This window comes from Arthrobacter sp. SLBN-122, from assembly GCF_006715165.1.
In the GTDB taxonomy this organism is placed as follows: domain Bacteria; phylum Actinomycetota; class Actinomycetes; order Actinomycetales; family Micrococcaceae; genus Arthrobacter.
Map to the genome: position 1 here is coordinate 1,504,550 of NZ_VFMS01000001.1, position 22,136 is coordinate 1,526,685.

Sequence of the window (22,136 nt, forward strand, 5' to 3'; positions counted from 1 at the left end):
GAGATCTCACCCTCCAGTACTTCGAGCGGATCGCCTCCGCCGACGGCATCGTGCTGGCCGATTTCTGGGCCGCATGGTGTGGGCCCTGCAGGGCGTTTCGCCCCGGTGTTTGAACAGGCCTCCGAGCACAAGCCCCGACATCGTCTTCACCAAGCTACGGAAGCTGAGCCGGAACTCTCATCCCGGGCACAGATCAGCTCGATTCCTGCGCTGATGATCTTCCGCGACGGGATCCGCCTCTATTCACAACCAGGGGCGCTGCCTGCTGCTGTGCGGGACTCACTGATGGAGCAGGTGCACGCCCTCGATGTGGACGCCGGCCGGGCACAAAATCCCGGACAGGCAAGAGGAGACATCGAACGACTCCCTCCAGTCGTAGGCCCCAGCCTGAGTACGAGCCCGGGAGCAGTGGCCGGCCTCAGTACCCAAGGGAACTCCGTTCCCAGAAGCCCTCAGCGATAGCCTCTGCTTATGGGTGAACGATTGAGCATCGAAGGCCTGCGGTACGCGCGGGCCGTGACGGAAACGGGGTCTTTCAGTGCCGCAGCGAGGACGCACGGAGTGACCCAACCCGCCTTGTCGAACGGGATCGCGAAGCTGGAGGCATCCCTGGGAGAAAAGCTGTTCGATCGTTCCCCCCGCGGTGTAGCACTCACCAAATTCGGAGACACGATGCTGCCGCGCATCGAGCAGGCCCTCAGAGCACTTGACGACGTCCACGCAGAAGCCGCGAGGTGGAAGGCGCCCGTACCTGAGACGATCCGCCTCGGCGTTTCTCCGCTGATCAACCCAAAGATCGTGGCCAGCGCCTACCGGGCCGTCTGCGACGAGCCCGGGGAGGACGCGCGCAAGCAACTGGTGCTGCGGGAAGCGAACATGAGCGAACTGCGCGGTGCCCTCGAGGACGGCGACCTGGACATCATCGTCGTTCCCTCCGTGGAGCCGATGCCCCGCTACGAACACAGGATCATCGATTCCGAGCCATTGGTCCTGGTGGAAACACGGCCAGGGGCAGGACGGGCCCGCGTGGAGGACCTCGCGGGAAAACAGCTGATCCTGATGCCTGACACGTGCGGCCTTACCGCCTTCACCCGCAGCCTGATCCGCGAGCACGACCTCTCGATCACCGCCTACCCGGGCGAGGCCGGCACCTACCGGGTCCTCGAGGAATGGTCGCAGCTCGGGCTCGCGTCCGCCATGCTCCCGAAGTCGAAGCTTGCTGCCGCCGATACGACGTACCGCGAGATCCTCGATACCGACGGAAGCGTCCTGGAGATCTTCTACGAGACGATCTGGAGCCCCCACTCCCCCATTGCCAACCAACTAGTCCATCTCGCAGGCCGACTGGTCGAGCACAACAGCTGATCAAGCCTCGGACCACGCAGGCATAACGATAGGTTATGTCCGTATTCATGACCGTCCTCTACCGGGGAGGCGCTGCTGTTCATAGCGTTGGGAAGGCGCAGCCACCTGCTGCGAATCCTTTGCGACTATTGGAGCTCAATATGGCCTACCTGGAAATCACCCTGAAGATCGACGATGCCGACCGCGAGGCCGCGGCCGCCGTGTACGAGAAGTTCAAGCAGCCGTTCCTGGACACCGTTGGCGGTGCCCAAAGCAAACAGCTCCTGGTGCGCGAGGAAGACGTGCAGGTCCTGCACGGATTCGGCTCCACTGACTGCGCGCAAAAATATCTGGCCACTGATCTCTTCACCCAGGACGTCGTAGTCGCGCTCGCTCCCCTGCTTAAGGCCGAGCCGGAAGTCCGGATCTACGAGACCGTCTGACGCTCGCCCTCGTTCAGGACCGGACGGTCCGGACGCCGCGGGCGGAGTCTTGGGCCCTGCGGAACTGACGTTCCACCGGAGGGAGTGGGCATCGCTGGTGTCCCACTCCCTCCGCCCGGTCAGCGCCACCCAGAAGAAGCCCCCAGCACCTGATGAAAGGACCATTGGTGTCCACCACCCCCGTTACGCCCGGACTGGCGGCCATGCAGGTCGCGGAACCCGGCCAGCCGCTGAACCTCGTTCACAGGGCCCTGACCGCGACCCCGCCTGGCCACGTACGGGTTGACGTTGCCGCCACAGGCATGTGTCACGCCGATATCGGCACAGCACGCGCCAAGGGGAAGGGTGTCACCTTTCCTGTGACGCCCGGCCACGAAGCCGCCGGGACTATCGCAGAGATCGGTGAAGGCGTCACCAGGTGGGAACCTGGGAACCGAGTAGCTGTGGGCTGGTTCGGTGGCAGCTGCGGCCAATGTACATATTGCAGGCGCGGTGACGTCGTTCACTGTCCGCAACGGAAGATCCCCGGACTGTCCTACCCCGGCGGATGGGCCCAGACCATCACCGTCCCGGCAGACGCCCTCGCCAGGATCCCCGACGGCATGGCATTTACCGAGGCGGCACCAATGGGCTGCGCCGGGGTCACCACCTTCAACGCTCTCCGCGAAGCTTCCGTCCCGGCAGGCGGGACCGTAGCGGTCTTCGGCATTGGCGGCCTCGGACACCTCGCCGTCCAGTTCGCCGCGAAAATGGGCTACCGCGTTGTTGCCATCGCCAGGGGCGAAGAGCGCACCAAATTTGCCCACCAACTCGGCGCGCACCACTATATCGACAGCACCGCCGAGGACCCGGGAACGGCCCTCGCTGCACTCGGAGCCGCGGATCTGATCCTCTGCACTGCTCCCACAACCGGGCCCCTGGAAGGCCTCCTGCACGGACTCGCCATCCGAGGACGCCTCACCATTATTGGAGTGGACGCAGCCAGCCTCTCCATTCCGGTCGGACAACTCGTCATGAACGGGCAACTCATCACCGGCCACCTCACCGGCAGCGCTCTAGACACCGAAGAAGCCATGCGGTTCGCGCAGTTCAACGACGTGAAACCCATGACCGAACAGATGCCCCTTGCCCAAGCGAACGAAGCTCTCACCCGTCTTGCTGCGGGCGAAGCCCGCTTCCGAATTGTCCTCGACCCGACGGATGCCCCATGACCTCTCCGGATGCCTCTTACGACGTCGTCGTCATTGGAGCCGGGCTCGCTGGCCTCGTGGCAACGTACGAACTCCTCCACGCCGGCCACAAAGTCCTGTGCGTCGAAGCCCGCGACCGTGTTGGAGGACGGGCATTCAGCATCAACTCCGCAGAGGCGGGCATCGACCTCGGCGCTACATGGTTTTGGGAGAACGAACTGCGGGTCCGATCGATGCTCGAAACCCTCGGGCTCGCGAGCTTTCCCCAGTCATTGGCGGGAGACGCACTCTTCGACACCGGCCAGGATGGAAGCCGGCGGCTGCACGGAAACCCTGTTGGCTCCCCATCTCTCCGCTTCGAACGCGGAGCACATTCCCTCCCCATCGAACTGGCCCGCCGTCTTCCGGAAGGATCGCTCGCCCTGAACGAGCCTGTCGAGGCAATCACCGTCGATGGCGATGACGTCCAGATACTCACCCACAGACGGGAGCTGAGCGCACAACGTGTTGTCCTCGCCGTCCCACCCGCCCTGGCAGCGGAGTCTATTGAGTTCGTCCCAGTCCTCCCGCACGACCTCAAAGAGCTTTGTAAGCGTACTGCGGTGTGGATGGGCGGAATGATCAAGGCCGTCGCGGTCTACCCCGGCCCGTTCTGGCGCCGCATCGGCCTCTCCGGATCCGCCATTAGCCACAGTGGTCCTTTCCGTGAATTCCACGACCACAGCGGACCGGGCGGGGAGCCTGCAGCGATCTTCGGATTCGCTCCCTGCGCAGGACTCCCCCGACAAGGAACCAACGCCATTGCGCACGCATTCAACGACCAGCTTGTACGGCTGTTCGGCGCCGACGCAAGCAATCCCACCGAAATTCACGTCATGGACTGGAGCGCCGAGCCCTACACACAGCCGAGAAACCAGGAAGATGCGGGAACAAGCAGCTACGGCAACCCACTCTTCCAACAGCCCATCCACAACCGCGTACACTGGGCGTCCACCGAGACCGCCACCGCGTACGCTGGCCACCTCGAAGGAGCAGCTATCGCAGGCCGCAGTGCCGCTCAGGCGATCACTATCTCAATGGATACCCGTTCCATGACCTCGCCCTAAATGAGATTTCATACACCGCCTACGGGCATCCCTTCCCCGGAAGTGAGTGCTCCTAAGTTGAACCGCGGCATCAGTTGGCGTACACCCCAACCTGACGTCAGAAGCGGGGTCAATTCCGTCAGGATAGGGTCCAATTTCGGACCCACCGACACCTAATCCGGAGAGTCTCAGAGTCCAATCTGACGGAACCAGCGTTGAGCGACGCTGAATCCGGACCAGGATGGCGCACTATGCAAGCAACGCGCCGCAGTGGGACGCCCCAACATGTGACGTGGAATACTTCCCTAGAGGTGCGCGGCCGGGAAGGCCAGCGGAAATGGGGAAGGGCCGGTCAACATGCTGGAAACCGTTAATGAGGACGAAGAGGCGCGCCACTCAGTGCTTGCAACACTGGCACGGGAGCGGGACCTCGGCCTCCATACGGATCCGGACTTTGACCGGCGCCTTGAGGAGCACTTCCCCACGCTTCGCAGTCTCTTCCACTCGCTCTACTGCGCCCGGCAGGACTGGCTGGAACAGTTGTCCGCACTGGTGGTCCAGAGCGCACGGTCGTGGCAGGATCGCTCCGCGGAGCTGAAGGCGCTGGACGCCGAGCGCGAGGAGACGCCGGAGTGGTTCCAGTCCAACGGCATGCTGGGCGGCGTCTGCTATGTGGACCGCTACGCCGAAAGCCTGGAAGGAGTGCGCAGCCGCATTCCCTACTTCAAGGAACTGGGCCTCACTTACCTGCACCTGATGCCGCTGTTCCTGGCGCCCGAACCGCACTCGGACGGCGGTTACGCGGTGTCCAGCTACCGGGAGGTCAACCCGAAACTGGGCACCATGGAGCAGCTGCGTTCCCTCGCGGCGGAACTGCGCGCCCACGGGATCAGCCTGGTGGTGGATTTCATCTTCAACCACACCTCGGACGAACATGAGTGGGCGCGGAAGGCTGCCGCGGGCGACCCGGAGTACAGCGATTACTACTGGATCTTCCCTGACCGGACCATGCCGGACGCCTTCGAGGCGAACGTACGCGAAATCTTCCCTGAGAACCACGCAGGATCCTTCATCCAGATGGACGACGGCCGGTGGGTCTGGGCCACGTTCCACACCTACCAGTGGGACCTGAACTACTCCAACCCGGAGGTCTTCCGGGCCATGGCGGCCGAGATGCTGTTCCTGGCCAACCAGGGCGTGGACATCCTGCGCATGGACGCAGTGGCCTTCATCTGGAAGCAGCTGGGCAGCCCCTGCGAAAACCTTCCCCAGGCCCACACGCTGCTCCGCGCTTTCAACGCGGTCTGCCGTCTGGCGGCACCGTCACTGCTGTTCAAGTCCGAGGCCATCGTGCACCCGGACGAGGTGGCGCTGTACATCGACCCCGCAGAGTGCCAGCTTTCCTACAATCCCCTGCAGATGGCCCTGATCTGGGAGTCCCTGGCCACCCGGGACGTTTCCCTTCTCTCCCAGGCACTGGAACGCAGGCACAACATCCCGGACGGCACGTCCTGGGTGAACTATGTCCGCAGCCATGACGACATTGGCTGGACCTTCGCCGATGAGGACGCCGCAGAACTGGGCATCAACGGCTTTGATCACCGCCGCTTCCTGAACTCCTTCTACGTCAACCGGTTCCCCGGCAGCTTCGCCCGCGGTGTCCCCTTCCAGGACAACCCCAAGACGGGTGACTGCCGGATTTCGGGCACGACGGCGTCCCTGTGCGGCATGGAGGTGGACCCGGCTGAGGCGGTGGAACGGATCCTCCTGGCCCATTCGGTGCCGTTCAGCACCGGCGGCATCCCGCTGCTGTACCTCGGTGACGAAGTGGGCCAGGTCAACGACTACTCCTACCCGTCGGAGCCTGGCCACGAGGAGGACAGCCGCTGGGTGCACCGGCCGCACTTCCCCGCCGAACAGTACGCCCGCCGGGACGACCCCACCACCCCGGAAGGCGCGGTCTACGCCGGTTTGAAGCGGATGATCGAGGTCCGGGCCCGCACTCCCGAACTGGCGGGAACCGCACTGGTCGATTTCCGCACGAACAACCGCTCGGTGCTCGCCTACCAGCGCCCGGGCGATATCGAAGGCGCCGGAACTGTCCTTGCCCTCGCCAACTTCGGCGACTCAGCCCAGACCCTCCCTGCGGAAACCTTCGCCGGTTTCGCTGCCGCCGCCGTCGACCTTCTCTCCGAAGCCACCCTGCAGCTGGACGACGTCGTCACCCTCCTCCCCCGGCAGTACCTCTGGCTGCGCGTCACCCCCGCCTAACCCAAGTAGGTAGCGCCAAGTGTCGTTATGACCGCCCATAACGACACTTGGCACTACCCAGTTGGGCGGGCGGGGGCGGGACATGAAACCATACGGATCATGGCCTCCAAGATTGCGTACCAGGGTGAGCCCGGCGCCAACTCCAATATCGCGTGTCAGCAGATGTTCCCGGACATGGAAAGCGTGCCGTGCGCCAGCTTCGAGGACGCCTTTGAGCTGGTGACCACCGGCGAGGCGGACCTGGCCATGATCCCCATCGAGAACTCCATCGCGGGCCGGGTGGCGGACATCCATATCCTGCTGCCGCAGTCCAACCTGCAGATCGTGGGCGAGTTCTTCCTGCCCATCCACTTCGACCTGCTGGGCATCCCGGGCAGCACCATTGAAGGTGCCACCGAGGTGCACAGCCACATCCACGCCCTTGGCCAGTGCCGGAAGCTGATCCGCGAACACGGCCTGAAGCCCGTCATCGCCGGCGACACCGCCGGATCGGCCCGCGAGGTGGCCGAGTGGAACGATCCCCGCAAGCTCTCCCTGGCTCCCCCGCTGGCCGCCCGGATCTATGGCCTCGACGTGCTGGCCTCGCGGGTTGAGGACGACCCCTCCAACACCACCCGCTTCGTGGTCCTGGCCCGCGAAACAGCGCTGCCGGCCAGGGATGAACTTCCCGGGCCGGCAGTCACCAGCTTCGTGTTCCGCGTCCGCAACGTGCCTTCGGCCCTCTACAAGGCGCTGGGCGGATTCGCCACGAACGGCGTGAACATGACCCGGCTGGAGAGCTACATGGTAGGCAACGAGTTCGCCGCCACCATGTTCATGGCCGACGTCGAAGGCCACCCCGAGGACCTGCCGCTGAAGCTGGCCCTCGAGGAACTGGACTTCTTCACCACCGAGGTGCGTATCCTCGGCGTGTACCCCGCGGCTGACTACCGGGCGGCAGCCACCGCCTGACGCGGCTGGGCGGGGGCCGCCTTGCTGAGCGGCTTGAGCAGCGGCCGGAAGAAGGCGCCGAGCTCGGCGGTTGCGGTCAACGGCAGGACGTTGGCCACATACTGGTCCGGGCGGACCACCACCACGGCACCGGCACGGTCGATGCCGCGCAGCTCGAAGATGTCCGCCGTGGGATCCGTTGCGTACACCTTTTCGTAGTCCGTGAGCTTGAACGGGCCCACCTGCGGCTTGAACGCGGCAGGCACGGCACCGATGTCGACGGCGGTGTGCGGCTGCTGGTAGATGACCTTCAGGTCGAACCACGCATCCGGGTCGGCGCCGGCAGGCGTGGCAGCCAGCGGAGATTCGGGTGCGTTAACAAACCACTCGGCAAGCTTGTCCGTGGCGGAGTCCGTGCCGGGCAGGGCCTGGTCCGCGAAGACGTAGATCCGCCAGCGGCCGTCCGCCGTGGCGTGGTGGCCCAGGTGGATGGGGTTGGTGTCACCAACGCGGACGGCGGGTGCGGACTTGAACCGCTTGCCCACGGGGAAGCCGGCGGCAAGGCCCTGGTGGTCCGCCGAACCGATAATCAGGGACGGCGCGTATTGGGTCATGAAGCCTGCCGGGAACTCGGCGGTCTGCACATAGAAGTCCTCGAGGTCGGAGGGGTGCTCGAACTCCTCCGGCTTCTTGGCCATCATGGTGGACCACTCCTTGTCGAAGTCGATCAGGTTCTTGGCCACCACCTGCCGCTCCTCCGAGTAGGTGGTGAGCAGGCTTTCCGGGCTCCGGCCTTCCAGCACGTGCCCCAGCTTCCACGCGATGTTGAACCCGTCCTGCATGGACACGTTCATGCCCTGCCCGGCCTTGGCGCTGTGGGTGTGGCAGGCGTCGCCGGTGATGAACACGCGCGGGGTGCGGGTGCCGCGCTCCGCCGGCAGGACGTCATCGAACCTGTCCGTAAGGCGATGGCCCACCTCGTACACGCTGTGCCATGCCACATTCCGTACATCCAGGGTGTAGGGGTGCAGGATGTCGTTGGCCTTGGTGATGATCTGCTCGATGCTGGTGTTGCGGACGTCGTGGTGGGTGGCAGGATCCACTTCGCCCAGGTCCACGTACATGCGGAACAGGTAGCCGCCTTCCCGCGGAATCAGCAGGATGCTGCCCTTTTCGGCCTGGATGGCGCATTTGGTGCGGATGTCGGGGAAGTCGGTGACGGCCAGGACGTCCATGACACCCCAGGCGTGGTTGGCCTGGTCCCCCGCCAGCGTGCAGCCGATGGCCGTACGCACCTTGCTCCGGGCGCCGTCGGCTCCCACCACGTACTTTGCACGGACCGTCCGTTCCTGGCCCTCGTTGGGTCCGGCGGTGTGAAGCAGCGTCACGGTGACCGGGTAGTCGCCCTCGGTGCCGACCGTGAGGCCCTGGAAGTCATAGCCGTAGTCGGGCGTGAGGCGGGTGGGTGAGTTGGCGGCAAACTCGGCAAAGTAGTCCAGCACCCGCGCCTGGTTGACGATCAGGTGCGGGAACTCGCTGATCCCGGTTTCGTCGTCCACGGCACGGGCGGCGCGGACGATGTTCGCGTGGTTTGCGGGGTCCGGCTTCCAGAACGCCATCTCCGTGATGCGGTAGGCCTCGGCGATGATCCGCTCCGCGAATCCGAAGGCCTGGAAGGTTTCGACGCTGCGCGCCTGGATCCCGTCAGCCTGGCCGATGGCGAGGCGGCCCGGACGGCGGTCAATGATCCGGGTGGAGACATTCGGGAACATGGACAGCTGGGCGGCGGCGAGCATTCCGGCGGGGCCGGTGCCGACGATGAGCACGTCCACTTCCTCCGGGAGCTCCTCGTGGCGGTTCAGGCCGACGCCGGCCGCCGGCTGGACGCGCGGGTCACCGGATACATATCCGTGGTGGTGGAACTGCACGGGCTTTCCTCACTTCTTTGTGGATGAGTCGCGGGAGGTGTTCTATATAAGAACAACAGATTCGATAATTGAAAGCTAGAAACTTGGTTTCCACTGTACGCCGGATGTGACGGGGACGACAAGTGGCTCTGGAAGTGCCCGAAAAGCGCAGGAAAACCGGGGGTTGACGGACGCGGGAAATCTATGGATAGTGATCGTATACGATTTCGTACCTGATGAGGAGATGCTTTGGAGCAGGTCAACGGCGACACCCTGGCGGCAGCACGCAAGGTGGTCGCGGTGCACATCAACTACCCCAGCCGGGCTGCCCAGCGCGGCCGCACCCCGGCGCAGCCGTCCTACTTCCTCAAGCCTTCCAGCTCGCTGGCATTGAGTGGAAGCCCCGTCGAGCGCCCCGCAGGCTGCGAACTGCTCGGCTACGAGGGCGAGATCGCCCTGGTCATCGGCAAGGCCGCCCGCCGCGTTTCCATGGAAGACGCGTGGAACCATGTTGCCGCCGTCACCGCCAGCAACGACCTCGGCGTGTACGACCTCCGCTGGGCGGACAAGGGATCCAACCTCCGGTCCAAGGGCGGCGATGGGTTCACCCCGGTGGGCCCGGCACTGATTCCGGCAGACGCCGTCGACCCTTCCCAGCTACGCATCCGCACCTGGCACAACGGCGATCTGGTCCAGGACGACACCACTGAAGACCTCCTCTTCCCCTTCGCCCGGCTGGTGGCGGACCTGTCCCAGCTGCTCACGCTGGAGGAGGGGGACATTATCCTCACCGGCACCCCGGCCGGTGCCTCCGTGGCCAAACCCGGCGACGTCCTGGAGGTTGAGGTGGGCACCCTTGACGGCGCGCTCACCAGCGGCCGGCTGGTCACCACAGTTGAGCAAGGCACGACGGCGTTCGCTGAGTTTGGTGCCCAGCCCAAGGTGGATGACCTGCAGCGGGAGGAGGCTTATGGTTCCCGCGAAGCTGCTGGGCTCCCCGCACCCAAGCCCGCCCTTTCCGCCGAGTTGAAGGCGAAGCTGGAAAGCGTCGCCACGGCCACCCTGTCCTCCCAAATGCGCAAGCGCGGCCTCAATAACGTCAGCATCGACGGGCTGCAGGCCACCCGGCCAGACCGCCGCGTGGTGGGGCTGGCCCGGACGCTGCGCTACGTGCCCAACCGCGAGGACCTCTTCAAGACCCACGGCGGCGGTTTCAACGCCCAAAAGCGGGCCATCGACTCCGTCAACGAGGGCGAAATCCTGGTCATGGAAGCCCGCGGCGAAAAAGGAACCGGCACCGTGGGCGACATCCTGGCCCTGCGCGCCCAGGTCCGCGGCGCCGCAGCCATCGTCACCGATGGCGGCGTCCGCGACTACACCGCTGTAGCCGGCTTGGAGATGCCCACCTACTTCGCCAACCCGCACCCCGCCGTGCTGGGCCGCCGCCATATTCCGTGGGACACGGACATCACCATCGCCTGCGGCGGCGCCACCGTCCAGCCCGGCGACATCATCGTTGCCGACTCCGACGGCATCCTGGTGATCCCGCCGGCCATTGCCGAAGAACTGGTGGAGGACTGCATCCAGCAGGAAAAGGAAGAAACCTTCATCTTCGAGATGGTCAAGCAGGGCAACAGCGTGGACGGCCTCTACCCGATGAACGCCGAGTGGCGGGCGAAATATAGGGAATGGGGTGGCAATAATGACTGAAACCATGGCTGACCTCTCTGAGGCCACTCCCGGCAGCAAGTCCCAGCAGGCCTACCAGGCCGTCAAGGCGCGCATCGTGGAGGGCACCTACACTCCCGGTTACCGCCTGGTCCTGGGCGCCATTGCCAAGGATCTCGGCTTCAGCGTGGTGCCGGTGCGCGAAGCGATCCGCAGGCTGGAAGCCGAAGGCCTGGTGACGTTCGAACGCAACGTCGGCGCCACCGTGGCAGGCATCGACCCCACCGAATACCTCTACACCATGCAGACCCTCAGCATCGTGGAAGGGGCCGCGACGGCACTCTCCGCACCGCTGATCGACGGCCAGTCCATCGCCCGGGCCCGTGCAGTGAACCAGGAGATGCGCGAGTGCCTGGAGCACTTCGACCCGGTGCGCTTCACCCAGCTCAACCAGGACTTCCACAGCGTCCTGTTTGAATACTGCCCCAACCCGCACATCCTGGACCTTGTCCACCGCGGCTGGAACCGGCTGGCCGCGCTCCGCTCCTCCACCTTCCGCTTCGTCCCCGGCAGGGCCCGCGACTCCGTGGAGGAACACGAAAACCTGCTGCACCTCATCGAGACCGGGGCGGATGCAGACGACATCGAGAAAGCTGCCCGCCGGCACCGCACCGCAACCCTGGACGCTTACCTCGCCCAAACCAACTAGTACCCAAAGACCACTTGTACGGATAGAACCCAGTTAGGACTTCAACGATGACGACCTCGGTAGAAACCACCAAGCACTACGTTCCGGATGACCTGCCCACCCACATCCAGCACTACATCAACGGCCAGTTCGTGGACTCCGTCTCCGGCAGGACCTTCGATGTCCTGGACCCGGTCTCCAACCGGAACTACGCCACCGCCGCGGCCGGCCAAAAAGAGGACATCGACCTCGCCGTCGCCGCCGCCCGCGAAGCGTTCGTGAACGGCCCCTGGCCCAGGATGAAGCCCCGCGAACGTGCCCGGGTGCTGAACAAAATCGCCGACGCCGTCGAGGCCCAGGAAGCCCGGCTCGCCGAACTGGAAACCTTCGACACCGGCCTGCCGATCACCCAGGCCAAGGGCCAGGCCCTCCGCGCCGCCGAGAACTTCCGGTTCTTCGCGGACCTGATCGTCGCCCAGTTCGATGACGCGATGAAGGTCCCGGGCTCGCAGATCAACTACGTGAACCGCAAGCCGATCGGCGTTGCCGGCCTGATCACCCCCTGGAATACCCCGTTCATGCTGGAGTCCTGGAAGCTCGCCCCGGCCCTGGCCACCGGCAACACCGTGGTCCTCAAGCCCGCCGAGTTCACCCCGCTCTCGGCCTCGCTCTGGGCCACCATTTTCAAGGATGCCGGCCTGCCCGATGGCGTCTTCAACCTGGTCAACGGCCTGGGCGAGGAAGCCGGCGACGCCCTGGTCAAGCACCCGGACGTGCCGCTGATTTCCTTCACGGGCGAAACCACCACCGGGCAGACCATCTTCCGGAACGCCGCCGCCAACCTCAAGGGCCTGTCCATGGAGCTCGGCGGCAAGTCCCCGTGCGTGGTGTTCGCCGACGCCGACCTGGACGCCGCGATCGACTCCGCGCTGTTCGGTGTCTTCTCCCTCAACGGCGAGCGCTGCACCGCCGGCTCCCGCATCCTCGTTGAGCGCGCCATCTACGACGAGTTCTGCGAAAAATACGCCGCCCGGGCCAAGAGCATCGTGGTGGGCGATCCGCATGATCCGAAGACCGAAGTCGGCGCGCTGGTCCACCCGGAACACTTCGAAAAGGTCGCTTCCTACGTAGAGATCGGCAAGTCCGAAGGCCGACTCCTGGCCGGCGGCGGACGGCCGGAAGGCCTCCCTGAAGGCAACTACATCGCACCCACCGTGTTCGCCGACGTCGCCCCCGACGCCAGAATCTTCCAGGAGGAGATCTTCGGGCCCGTCGTTGCCATCACCCCGTTCGAGAACGACGACGAAGCCCTCGCCCTGGCCAACAACACCAAATACGGCCTTGCGGCCTACATCTGGACCCAGAACCTGACCCGGGCGCACAACTTCTCCCAGAACGTGGAGGCCGGCATGGTGTGGCTGAACAGCCACAACGTCCGCGACCTCCGGACCCCTTTCGGCGGCGTCAAAGCCTCCGGCCTGGGCCATGAGGGCGGCTACCGCTCCATCGACTTCTACACCGACCAGCAGGCCGTGCACATCACGCTCGGCAGCGTCCACACCCCCAAGTTCGGCAGCATCGAAGACTCCGCCACCAACGAGGGCTAACCCCTTACTTCCTGAAGAACCTGCTCAAAGAAGAGAGACCATCATGACCAACTTTGTTCCCACCCCTTCTGTCCCGGCACCGGACATTGTCCGCTGCGCCTACATGGAAATCGTGGTCACCGACCTCGCCAGGTCCCGCGAGTTTTACGTGGACGTCCTCGGCCTGCACGTCACCGAGGAAGACGAGAACAACATTTACCTGCGCTCCCTGGAGGAGTTCATCCACCACAACCTGGTCCTCCGCCAGGGACCCGTCGCCGCCGTCGCTGCCTTCGCCTACCGGGTGAAATCCCCCGCCGAAGTGGACGCCGCCGAGGCCTACTACAAGGAACTGGGCTGCCGGGTGGAGCGCCGCAAGGAAGGCTTCACCAAGGGCATCGGCGACTCCGTCCGCGTGGAGGACCCGCTGGGCTTCCCCTACGAATTCTTCTACGACGTGGAGCACGTGGAGCGCCTCACCCAGCGCTACGACCTCTACTCCGCCGGTGAATTGGTCCGCCTGGACCACTTCAACCAGGTCACCCCGGACGTCCCCAAGGGCCGCAAGTACCTGGAGGACCTGGGCTTCCGCGTCTCCGAGGACATCAAGGACGCCGACGGCGTCACCTACGCCGCGTGGATGCACCGCAAGCAGACCGTCCACGACACCGCCCTCACCGGAGGCAACGGCCCGCGCATGCACCACGTCGCGTTCGCCACGCACGAGAAGCACAACATCATCCAGATCTGCGACAAGATGGGCGCCCTGCGCATCAGCGACCGGATCGAACGCGGCCCCGGCCGGCACGGCGTGTCCAACGCCTTCTACCTCTACATCCTCGACCCGGACGGCCACCGCATCGAGATCTACACCCAGGACTACTACACCGGCGACCCGGACAACCCCACCATCACCTGGGACGTCCACGACAACCAGCGCCGCGACTGGTGGGGCAACCCCGTGGTCCCGTCCTGGTACACCGAGGCCTCCCTGGTCCTGGACCTGGACGGCAACCCGCAGCCGGTCATCGAACGAGAGGAAAAGTCCGAGATGGCGGTGACGGTTGGCGCCGACGGCTTCTCCTACACCCGCAAGGAAGGCTCCGCCGAAGGCGACCGGACCGGCTTCAAACTGGGAGTGCAGGTCTAGGAGATGCTGGAGCCGAAGACGATTGAGGCCATCGCGGATGAGCTGGTGGAAGCCGGCCGGACCCGCACCCCTGTCCCCCGCCTGACCACCCGCTACCCGGACATGACCGTGGAGGACTCCTACGCGGTGCAGCAGTTGTGGCGCCGCCGGAACGAGGAGGCCGGCCGGACGCTGGTGGGGCGCAAGATCGGCCTCACGTCCAAGGCCATGCAGGCCGCCACCGGCATTACCGAACCGGACTATGGCGCCATCTTCGACGACATGGTGCTGGAGACCGGCTGCTCCGTGGACTGGGACCGGTACACGCATCCGCGGGTGGAGGTGGAGCTGGCATTCGTCCTGAAGGACGGGCTCAAGGGCCCCGGAGTGACCATCTTCGACGTCCTGAAGGCCACCGACTACGTGGTTCCGGCCCTGGAGATCCTGGACTCCAGGATCGAGATGGAGGGCCGGACCATCGTGGACACCATCTCGGACAACGCGGCCATGGGCGCCATGGTGATCGGCGGCAACCCCGTGAAGCCGGACGCCGTGGACCTCCGCTGGGTCTCCGCCATCCTCTACAAGAACCAGACCGTGGAGGAGACCGGCGTGGCCGCGGGCGTCCTGGACCACCCTGCCAACGGCGTCCACTGGCTGGCCAACAAGATCGCCGCCCACGGCGACGCCCTGAAGGCCGGCGACATCATCCTGGCCGGATCCTTCACCCGCCCCATGTGGGTGTACAAAGGCGATACTGTCCACGCAGACTACGGACCCCTGGGGAGCGTCACATGCCGTTTCGAGTAGAGGACACCTTCCGGTCCGCCCTGGCTGCCCAAAAAGGTGAAGCAGCCCGGCCGCTGGCCGGAATGTGGGTGTGCTCCGGGAGCCCGCTGATCGCCGAGCTCTGCGCAGGGTCCGGCCTGGACTGGCTCCTGGTGGATGCCGAACACAGCCCCAACGGGCTCGAATCCATCCTGGCCCAACTCCAGGCCATCCACGGCTACCCGGTCCATACCGTGGTCCGGCCGCCGGTCAACGACACCGTGGTGATCAAGCAGTACCTGGACCTGGGCGTGCAGAACCTGTTGATCCCCATGGTGAACTCCGTGGCGGAAGCCGAGGCTGCGGTTGCGGCCACCCGCTACCCGCCGCAGGGCGTCCGCGGCGTCGGCTCGGCCTTGGCCCGCGCCGCCCGGTGGAACCGCGTCCCCGATTACTTGGCGCGGGCCAATGAGACCATTAGCGTCACCGTCCAAATCGAGTCGACGGCGGCCGTCGAGGCAGTGGAGGACATCCTCAAGGTCGACGGCGTGGACGCCATCTTCGTCGGCCCCTCCGACCTCGCAGCCTCCATGGGCCTGCTGGGACAGCAGGAACACCCCGAGGTGCGCGCCGCCGTCGAACACTGCTTGTCCGCTGCGAAGGCGGCCGGCAAGCCTGCAGGCGTCAACGCCTTCGCCCCCGCCACCGCCTGGCATTACCTGGACAACGGCGCCGGCTTCATCCTGGTGGGCGCCGACGTCGCCATCCTGGCCCGCGGCTCCGAAGCCCTCGCCGCCGAATACATCCCGCAGGCCGACGGCGGCACAACCGCGAGCTACTGACCTTCCCCTTCCTAAAGGACTTCTTCCATGACAGTTACTTCTGCGCTTTCCCCTGCCATTTCACCGGAGCGTGAAGCATCGTTGCTGGCTTCCGTGCCTACCGGCCTGCTGATCGGAGGGCAATGGCGGGAGGCGTCCGACGGCGGCACGTTCGATGTGCACGACCCCGCCACCGGAGAGGTGCTCGCCACCCTCGCCTCCGCCACGAGCGACGACGCTGTTGCGGCGTTGGACGCCGCCGACGCCGTCCAGGCGTCCTGGGCCATGACTGCATCCCGCGTGCGGGCGGAGATCCTGCGCCGGGCCTTCGACCTGGTCACCGAACGGGCCGAGGACTTCGCGCTCCTGATGACCCTGGAAATGGGCAAACCCCTGGCCGAAGCCCGTGGCGAAGTCACCTACGGCGCCGAGTTCCTGCGCTGGTTCTCCGAGGAAACCGTCCGGGACTACGGCCGCTACCTCACCACCCCCGAGGGCAGGAACAAGATCCTGGTCCAGCACAAACCCGTCGGCCCGTGCCTGCTGATCACGCCCTGGAACTTCCCGCTGGCGATGGCCACCCGCAAACTAGCCCCCGCCGTCGCCGCTGGCTGCACCATGGTCCTCAAACCCGCCAAACTCACACCTTTGACGGCCCAGTATTTTGCGCAGACGATGCTCGATGCCGGCCTGCCCGCCGGCGTCCTGAACGTCGTCTCCTCCTCCTCGGCGTCCGGGATCTCAGGTCCCCTGCTGAAGGACTCCCGGCTGCGGAAAGTCTCCTTCACCGGCTCCACCCCGGTGGGCAAACGCCTGATGGCCGACGCCGCCCAGAACGTCCTGCGCACCTCGATGGAGCTCGGCGGGAATGCCCCGTTCATTGTGTTCGAAGACGCAGACCTCGATGCCGCGGTCGAAGGGGCCATGGCGGCGAAGATGCGGAACATGGGCGAGGCCTGCACCGCCGCCAACCGGTTCCTCGTCCACGAATCCGTCGCCTCCGAATTCACCGCCAAGTTCGCAGCCGCAATGGGCGCCCTGGCCACCGGCCGCGGCACCGACCCGGCCACCCAAGTCGGGCCGCTCATCGACGCCGGCGCAAGGGACGACGTCCACGCCCTGGTGGCTGCCGCCGTCGGCGCCGGGGCAACAGCCGTCACCGGCGGGGCACCCGTGGACGGTCCCGGCTACTTCTACCAGCCCACGGTCCTCGCTAACGTGCCCAACGACGCCGCGATCCTGGGCCAGGAAATCTTCGGACCCGTCGCCCCCGTCACCACCTTCAGCACCGAAGAAGACGCCATCCGGCTCGCCAACAACACCGAGTACGGCCTTGCCTCCTACCTCTACAGCCGGGACTTCAACCGCCTGCTCCGGGTGGCGGAACAGATCGAGTTCGGCATGGTCGGCTTCAACGCCGGCGTCATCTCCAACGCAGCCGCACCCTTCGGCGGCGTCAAACAATCAGGCCTGGGCCGCGAAGGCGGAACCGAAGGCATCGCCGAATACACCACCACGCAGCACATCGGCATCGCTGACCCGTACGCGGACTAGGATGGCAGGGACGTCCGACGGCGTCACGCAGGGCATGCTTTCGGCCCACCTTCGGCGGCGGGACCCCGGAAATCCGGGGTTCCGCCGTCGCGCGTTCCGCCAAAACATGCCTGGCGTGACACGGCGTTCGCTCCCGGACAAGGGCTTTGCGCACAAAGACAAGAGCAGGGACCGGCCCTTCACCCAGACTGGGGAGTAACCCGCTACGCCGACCGGCTGGCGTCCTTGCTACTCGAAGTGGAGTATCCCTTGGAAACCTACGATGCACTCCTCGCGTCCATTTCCCCCGCGGCCGGCACCGGCCGGACCATCTTTGACCCCGCTACGGGTGAGGCTGTGGGCGAAGCACCCGTCCACGGCCTCGAGTTCCTCGAAGAAGCCGTCGCCGCTGCCGTCGCCGCCCAGCCCGTCTGGGCTGCCCTGGGCCACGACGCCCGGTCTGCCGCGCTCCTGAAAGCAGCCGACGCCGTCGAACGCTCCGCAGAGGAACTCGCCCAGCTGCTCTCCCGCGAGCAGGGCAAACCGCTCAACGGGCCCAATGCGCGCTTTGAAGTCGGGGCCTGCGTGGCCTGGCTCCGCGCCACCGCCGCACTGCCCCTGGAACCCGAAACCATCGTGGACGACGGCGAGACCCGCGCCGAACTGCATTACCGGCCCATCGGCGTCGTGGGCGCGATTGGACCTTGGAACTGGCCCATGATGATCGCCGTCTGGCAGCTGGCCCCGGCCCTGCGCATGGGCAACGCCGTGGTGGTCAAGCCGTCCGGCAACACCCCGCTGAGCGTCCTGGCCTTGGTCAAGGTCCTCAACGAGGAACTCCCCGAGGGCATCCTGTCCGTGGTCTCCTGCGGCCGGGAGGTCGGTGCCAGGCTCACCGACCACCCCGCGATCGGCAAGATCATGTTCACCGGTTCCACCGCCGGCGGCCGCGCCATCATCAAGTCCTCCGCGGACACCGTCAAACGGCTCACCCTGGAACTGGGCGGCAACGACGCCGGCATCGTCCTGCCCGACGCCGATCCCAAGGCCATCGCCACGGACATCTTCTGGGGCGCGTTCCTGAACACCGGACAGACCTGCGCCGCCCTCAAGCGCCTCTACGTCCACGATGACATCTACGACGCCGTCTGCGAGGAGCTCGTGGCGGTCGCCCGGCAGGTGCCCATGGGCAACGGCCTGGACGAGGACAACGTGCTGGGCCCGCTGCAGAACAAGGCACAGTACGACGTCGTGGCGAACCTCGTGGAGGCGGCCAAGGCTTCCGGGGCGCGCGTCCTGCTGGGCGGGAACCCGGATACCAGCCAGCCTGGTTTCTTCTACCCCACCACCCTGGTGGCGGACATCGACAACGGCAACCCGCTGGTAGCGGAGGAACAGTTCGGCCCTGCCCTGCCGATCATCCGCTACAGCAGCATCGACGAAGCAGTGGAGATGGCCAACGGGCTCGACGTCGGCCTGGGCGCCTCGGTGTGGTCCCCTGACCTGGCCGCCGCCCGGGAGGTCGCGGCCCGTATCCAGGCCGGCACCGTCTGGATCAACCGGCACGGCGCCGTGGACCCGCGCATCCCATTCGGCGGGGCCAAGCAGTCCGGCTACGGCGTCGAATTCGGCGTGGAAGGCCTCAAGGCCCTGGGCGTACCGCAGGTCATCAACGGCTGACGTTGACTCGGGAGCCCGGCACGCGGTCTGCCAGTGCCGGGCTCCCGGGGCTGTATGGCTTTACCCCAAGGCCGGGGCGGTGGACGTTCTGCCGGCGAACTGCCGGCGGGCCCACCGGGCGAGCTTCTTGCCCTTGCCCTTCCACCAGTTGTCCTCGTCCTGGTTGTGGTGGAACCGGAAGACAATGGCAACCAGGACAAACATGCCCATCACCACGTCCACCCAGGAGGACACCACCAGGGCGATGAAGACGGTCATGGCATTGGCCACGATGGACGGGATTGCCAGGGTACGGAAGACGGTACTGGCCACGTAGCGCCGGTGCGACCGCGGGACGGACAACTCACGGACCATGTCGAAGCAGACGCAGACCACAACAATGGTCTGCCCGATGGCCAACAGGATCTGCCCCGGCATGGAACTGCTGAACGCGGCCACGGATTCCATTCCCGGGCTCATGGCCGGCTCCTGATTGAAGCTTTGCTGAGATCTGTAAACACGGAAAAACCCCCAGAACTTGCAGAACCACCGCCGCTGATCCGGCGATGGTTCCATTCAAGTTCCAGGGGGCTTTTCCGTCACGAGTAGCGGGTACTCATATTTGTGATGGCTTGCCGGGAATCGGTACTTATTGCCCGAGCGCCCGCGGCCGCCACAGCATGACCGCCTGGGACCGGGGCCGGGGGCGCTGGCCGCGGGCCAGGCTCACCACGTCGCCCGCCGCACCGGCCGCGAAGATGCGCGAATCCACAGAGCGCGGCCGCCGCGCGAGTTCCTCGGTAAGTTCGGCGATCCGGCTTTGGAGGGCTGCCACCTGGTTTTCGAGTTCCAGGATGCGCTTGATCCCCTCCAGTGACACGCCTTCCTGGGACAGCCGCTGCACTTCCCGCAGCATGTTCACGTCACGCTGGGAGTAGCGCCGGGACTTTCCGGGGGCACGGCTGGGTTTGACGATGCCCAGCCTGTCGTACTGCCTCAGCGTCTGCGGGTGCATGTCCGCCAGCTCGGCCGCCACCGAAATCACGAAGATCGGCTGGTCAGCATTGATGTCCACGCCTCACCTCCGTGCCTAGAGCCGGGCCTTGGCTGCCAGGCCCTCGCGAACATCCGCCGACGACGTTGCCTCGGCGAACGCCTTGACCGCAGCCTCGGCTTCCTTGTTGAGGTTCTTGGGAACCGCGACGTCGATGGTCACCAGCAGGTCGCCGGTGGCCTTGGAGGTCTTGACGCCTTTGCCCTTCACCCGGAGGGTGCGGCCGGACGGCGTGCCCGCCGGAACACGCACCTTGACCTTGTCGCCGTCGATCGTGGGAACCTCGATGTCCGCACCCAAAGCAGCCTCCGGGAAGGTGACGGGGACATGGATCCTGAGATTGTCGCCGTCGCGCGTGTAGAACTGGTGCGGCTGGACAGCGACGGTCACCACCAGGTCACCGTTACCGGCAGCACCGGGCTGGCCCTTGCCGCGCACACGGACCTTCTGGCCGTCCTTGATGCCGGCGGGAACCCGGACATCGATCACTTCGCCGCTGGGTTCACGCAGGCCGATGGTGGTGCCGCGGATGGAACCGGCAAAGGAAATGCTGGTGGAAGCGGTCCGGTCGGCACCCTTCTGCGGGGTGCGCTGGAACCCGGGGGCTCCGCCGAAGCCGCCAAAGAGGTCCGCGAACTCGGGCGGAATACCACCCGCGGAGGGGTTGAACCCGCCGGCGTGGCGTCCGGTGTTGCCGGTGAACAGGCCGCCGAACATGTCCTCGAACCCGCCGTTCGTGGCGCCCGCGCCGCCCGGGGCAAACCGTGCCCCGCTGCCCATGGCCCGGATGGCGTCATACTGCTGGCGCTCGTCCGGATCCGAAAGCACCGAATAAGCCTCGGAGATGTCCTTGAACTTCTTCTCGGAAGCAGAGTTCCCCGCATTTGTATCAGGGTGGTGCTGCCGCGCAAGCTTCCGGTAGGCCTTCTTGATGTCGGCGTCGGAAGCGTCCTTGGCAACACCAAGGATCTTGTAAAAGTCCTTGTCCACCCAATCCTGGCTAGCCAATGGCGTTTCCTTTCAAAGTCTTCTAACTAACAGCTCTCCGCGGTACAGGGGCCCGGACCGCGCTCCGCTGGGTAGGGGGCCGTGCCCGCTCCGCGGTGCCCGCCACGCCGCGGCCCCCTACCCAGCTGCGCTTCGCTTGGTCCCACCTTAGGCGAGACAACCGCTGAGCGACGGACGGATAAGGGGCCCGGGAGTGGCTGTAAGGATCTGGCCGAGGGCCCCGACACGAGCTTGCGAGTGTTGGGAGGCCAGATCCGCTGCCGGAGCTGGGTGGCTGGGGATCGCAGATCCTCAGCCACCCAGCGTAGGGGCGGGGCCCCTTATCCGTCCGGCGCAGGTGAGAAGCCGACTAAGCCGGGACCGCCACGATGACCTGGGCTGCGCGGAGGACGCGGTCGCCTGACTTGTAGCCTGAGCGGAGCACCTGGCTGACGGTGTCAACCTCGATGTCCTCGCCGGGCTGCTGGATCAGGGCCTCGTGGATCGTGGGATCGAACTCCACGCCGGTCTCATCGATGCGTACCAGGCCGTAGGTCTTCAGCGCGTTCTCCAGTTTGGTGGCGATCGCGGCGAAGGGACCGTCGGTGAGGTCGCCGTGCTGCCGGGCGGCGTCGACGTCGTCCAGGACCGGGAGCAGGGAGTTCAGGACGCCGATGACGGCCATTTCCCCTGCCACGGCGCGGTCGCGTTCAACGCGCTTGCGGTAGTTGACGTACTCAGCCTGGAGGCGGAGCAGGTCGTTGCGCAGCTCGGCTGCCTCGGCGTTGCCGCCGGACCCTGCGGGCGCACCCTGGGCCACGGATTCCTCGGCCGGCACGTCCACGCCGTTGAGAATCTCCTCGGCCTGGGCCAGCGCGTCGCCGTCGGAATCTGCTGCCCCGGCCTGGGAACCGGCCCCGGGGGCGGACTGGCCGCCCTCCGGGTGCCGGGCCTGCCCGGTCACCGGGTCAACCTTGCGGTTGTCCCGGATGACCGGCTCCTGGCCGTTGCCCTGCGTGTTCTGCTGGCTTGCGGATGTGTTGTGCTCTTCCTCGTTACCGTGGTGCGGCATG

The 22,136-nt window shown here is 65.9% G+C and carries 20 protein-coding genes; 15 read left to right on the forward strand and 5 right to left on the reverse strand.

Features of this window, described 5'->3' with window-relative positions; genetic code table 11:
* Positions 1-50 precede the first annotated feature (50 nt).
* The 7 genes from FBY36_RS21070 (at position 51) to FBY36_RS07125 (ending at position 7,284) form a co-directional block, all read left to right on the forward strand.
* On the forward strand, positions 51-113 hold the full coding sequence (locus FBY36_RS21070; protein ID WP_327436702.1) for a thioredoxin domain-containing protein: 63 nt from the start codon (positions 51-53) through the stop codon (positions 111-113).
* Between the two features lie 358 nt (positions 114-471).
* Positions 472-1,365, forward strand: coding sequence for a LysR family transcriptional regulator (locus FBY36_RS07100; RefSeq protein WP_142118111.1), 894 nt, complete (start codon positions 472-474; stop codon positions 1,363-1,365).
* 140 nt (positions 1,366-1,505) lie between these two features.
* Positions 1,506-1,787, forward strand: a complete 282-nt coding sequence (locus tag FBY36_RS07105) for a hypothetical protein (RefSeq protein WP_142118113.1) — start codon at positions 1,506-1,508, stop codon at positions 1,785-1,787.
* A gap of 167 nt (positions 1,788-1,954) precedes the next feature.
* Positions 1,955-2,998, forward strand: coding sequence for an alcohol dehydrogenase catalytic domain-containing protein (locus tag FBY36_RS07110; protein WP_200830454.1), 1,044 nt, complete (start codon positions 1,955-1,957; stop codon positions 2,996-2,998).
* The gene (locus FBY36_RS07115) at positions 2,995-4,083 is read left to right on the forward strand and encodes a flavin monoamine oxidase family protein (protein WP_142118115.1); all 1,089 of its coding nucleotides are present in this window, start codon (positions 2,995-2,997) and stop codon (positions 4,081-4,083) included. Before FBY36_RS07110 ends, FBY36_RS07115 begins: the two co-directional genes overlap by 4 nt.
* Before the next feature lie 336 nt (positions 4,084-4,419).
* The gene (locus FBY36_RS07120; protein WP_142118117.1) at positions 4,420-6,333 is read left to right on the forward strand and encodes an amylosucrase; all 1,914 of its coding nucleotides are present in this window, start codon (positions 4,420-4,422) and stop codon (positions 6,331-6,333) included.
* A gap of 99 nt (positions 6,334-6,432) precedes the next feature.
* The gene (locus FBY36_RS07125) at positions 6,433-7,284 is read left to right on the forward strand and encodes a prephenate dehydratase (RefSeq protein WP_142118118.1); all 852 of its coding nucleotides are present in this window, start codon (positions 6,433-6,435) and stop codon (positions 7,282-7,284) included.
* On the opposite strand, the gene FBY36_RS07130 is transcribed toward FBY36_RS07125, so the two are convergent.
* Positions 7,260-9,191 carry an FAD-binding monooxygenase gene (locus FBY36_RS07130; protein ID WP_142118120.1) on the reverse strand — a complete coding sequence of 644 codons (1,932 nt, stop codon included), beginning with the start codon at positions 9,189-9,191 and terminating at the stop codon, positions 7,260-7,262. The two genes, FBY36_RS07125 and FBY36_RS07130, sit on opposite strands and share 25 nt — an antisense overlap.
* A gap of 228 nt (positions 9,192-9,419) precedes the next feature.
* Here FBY36_RS07130 and FBY36_RS07135 point away from each other — a divergent pair, with 228 nt between their 5' ends.
* The 8 genes from FBY36_RS07135 to FBY36_RS07170 all read left to right on the forward strand — a co-directional run bounded on the left by FBY36_RS07135 (position 9,420) and on the right by FBY36_RS07170 (position 19,043).
* Positions 9,420-10,880 (forward strand): fumarylacetoacetate hydrolase family protein, encoded by a 1,461-nt coding sequence (locus tag FBY36_RS07135; protein WP_142118122.1) that lies wholly within the window; start codon positions 9,420-9,422, stop codon positions 10,878-10,880.
* Positions 10,873-11,547 carry a GntR family transcriptional regulator gene (locus FBY36_RS07140; protein ID WP_142118124.1) on the forward strand — a complete coding sequence of 225 codons (675 nt, stop codon included), beginning with the start codon at positions 10,873-10,875 and terminating at the stop codon, positions 11,545-11,547. Before FBY36_RS07135 ends, FBY36_RS07140 begins: the two co-directional genes overlap by 8 nt.
* Positions 11,548-11,594: 47 nt before the next feature.
* A complete protein-coding gene (gene hpaE / locus FBY36_RS07145) occupies positions 11,595-13,133 on the forward strand; it encodes a 5-carboxymethyl-2-hydroxymuconate semialdehyde dehydrogenase (protein WP_142118126.1) in 1,539 nt (512 codons plus the stop codon).
* Between the two features lie 43 nt (positions 13,134-13,176).
* Positions 13,177-14,262 (forward strand): 3,4-dihydroxyphenylacetate 2,3-dioxygenase, encoded by a 1,086-nt coding sequence (gene hpaD, locus FBY36_RS07150; RefSeq protein WP_142118128.1) that lies wholly within the window; start codon positions 13,177-13,179, stop codon positions 14,260-14,262.
* Positions 14,263-14,265: 3 nt separating this feature from the next.
* Entirely contained in the window at positions 14,266-15,051 is a 786-nt protein-coding gene (gene hpaH, locus FBY36_RS07155; RefSeq protein WP_142118130.1) for a 2-oxo-hept-4-ene-1,7-dioate hydratase, read from the forward strand.
* On the forward strand, positions 15,036-15,851 hold the full coding sequence (locus FBY36_RS07160) for an HpcH/HpaI aldolase family protein (protein WP_200830455.1): 816 nt from the start codon (positions 15,036-15,038) through the stop codon (positions 15,849-15,851). The genes hpaH and FBY36_RS07160 overlap by 16 nt, the downstream gene beginning before the upstream one ends.
* 27 nt (positions 15,852-15,878) lie before the next feature.
* Complete coding sequence (locus FBY36_RS07165) at positions 15,879-17,384, forward strand: NAD-dependent succinate-semialdehyde dehydrogenase (protein ID WP_142118132.1); 1,506 nt, start codon at positions 15,879-15,881, stop codon at positions 17,382-17,384.
* Positions 17,385-17,633: 249 nt separating this feature from the next.
* Positions 17,634-19,043 carry an aldehyde dehydrogenase family protein gene (locus tag FBY36_RS07170; protein ID WP_142118133.1) on the forward strand — a complete coding sequence of 470 codons (1,410 nt, stop codon included), beginning with the start codon at positions 17,634-17,636 and terminating at the stop codon, positions 19,041-19,043.
* Between the two features lie 60 nt (positions 19,044-19,103).
* Here FBY36_RS07170 and FBY36_RS07175 read toward each other — a convergent pair whose 3' ends face one another.
* From FBY36_RS07175 to FBY36_RS07190, 4 genes are all read right to left on the reverse strand, one after another.
* Entirely contained in the window at positions 19,104-19,490 is a 387-nt protein-coding gene (locus tag FBY36_RS07175) for a hypothetical protein (protein ID WP_142122532.1), read from the reverse strand.
* Between the two features lie 181 nt (positions 19,491-19,671).
* The gene (locus FBY36_RS07180; RefSeq protein ID WP_142118135.1) at positions 19,672-20,097 is read right to left on the reverse strand and encodes a heat shock protein transcriptional repressor HspR; all 426 of its coding nucleotides are present in this window, start codon (positions 20,095-20,097) and stop codon (positions 19,672-19,674) included.
* Between the two features lie 15 nt (positions 20,098-20,112).
* Positions 20,113-21,084 (reverse strand): DnaJ C-terminal domain-containing protein, encoded by a 972-nt coding sequence (locus tag FBY36_RS07185; protein ID WP_200830456.1) that lies wholly within the window; start codon positions 21,082-21,084, stop codon positions 20,113-20,115.
* Between the two features lie 349 nt (positions 21,085-21,433).
* Positions 21,434-22,135 carry a nucleotide exchange factor GrpE gene (locus FBY36_RS07190; RefSeq protein WP_142118137.1) on the reverse strand — a complete coding sequence of 234 codons (702 nt, stop codon included), beginning with the start codon at positions 22,133-22,135 and terminating at the stop codon, positions 21,434-21,436.
* Position 22,136: the final 1 nt, after the last annotated feature.

Excerpts from the sequence above, each read along its gene's own strand:
- FBY36_RS07100 (WP_142118111.1), top strand. The coding sequence starts at position 472 with ATGGGTGAACGATTGAGCATCGAAGGCCTGCGGTACGCGCGGGCCGTG.
- FBY36_RS07105 (WP_142118113.1), top strand. The coding sequence starts at position 1,506 with ATGGCCTACCTGGAAATCACCCTGAAGATCGACGATGCCGACCGCGAG.
- FBY36_RS07115 (WP_142118115.1), top strand. The coding sequence starts at position 2,995 with ATGACCTCTCCGGATGCCTCTTACGACGTCGTCGTCATTGGAGCCGGG.
- FBY36_RS07120 (WP_142118117.1), top strand. The coding sequence starts at position 4,420 with ATGCTGGAAACCGTTAATGAGGACGAAGAGGCGCGCCACTCAGTGCTT.
- FBY36_RS07125 (WP_142118118.1), top strand. The coding sequence starts at position 6,433 with ATGGCCTCCAAGATTGCGTACCAGGGTGAGCCCGGCGCCAACTCCAAT.
- FBY36_RS07140 (WP_142118124.1), top strand. The coding sequence starts at position 10,873 with ATGACTGAAACCATGGCTGACCTCTCTGAGGCCACTCCCGGCAGCAAG.
- hpaE (WP_142118126.1), top strand. The coding sequence starts at position 11,595 with ATGACGACCTCGGTAGAAACCACCAAGCACTACGTTCCGGATGACCTG.
- hpaD (WP_142118128.1), top strand. The coding sequence starts at position 13,177 with ATGACCAACTTTGTTCCCACCCCTTCTGTCCCGGCACCGGACATTGTC.
- hpaH (WP_142118130.1), top strand. The coding sequence starts at position 14,266 with ATGCTGGAGCCGAAGACGATTGAGGCCATCGCGGATGAGCTGGTGGAA.
- FBY36_RS07160 (WP_200830455.1), top strand. The coding sequence starts at position 15,036 with ATGCCGTTTCGAGTAGAGGACACCTTCCGGTCCGCCCTGGCTGCCCAA.
- FBY36_RS07165 (WP_142118132.1), top strand. The coding sequence starts at position 15,879 with ATGACAGTTACTTCTGCGCTTTCCCCTGCCATTTCACCGGAGCGTGAA.
- FBY36_RS07175 (WP_142122532.1), bottom strand. The coding sequence starts at position 19,490 with ATGGAATCCGTGGCCGCGTTCAGCAGTTCCATGCCGGGGCAGATCCTG.
- FBY36_RS07190 (WP_142118137.1), bottom strand. The coding sequence starts at position 22,135 with ATGCCGCACCACGGTAACGAGGAAGAGCACAACACATCCGCAAGCCAG.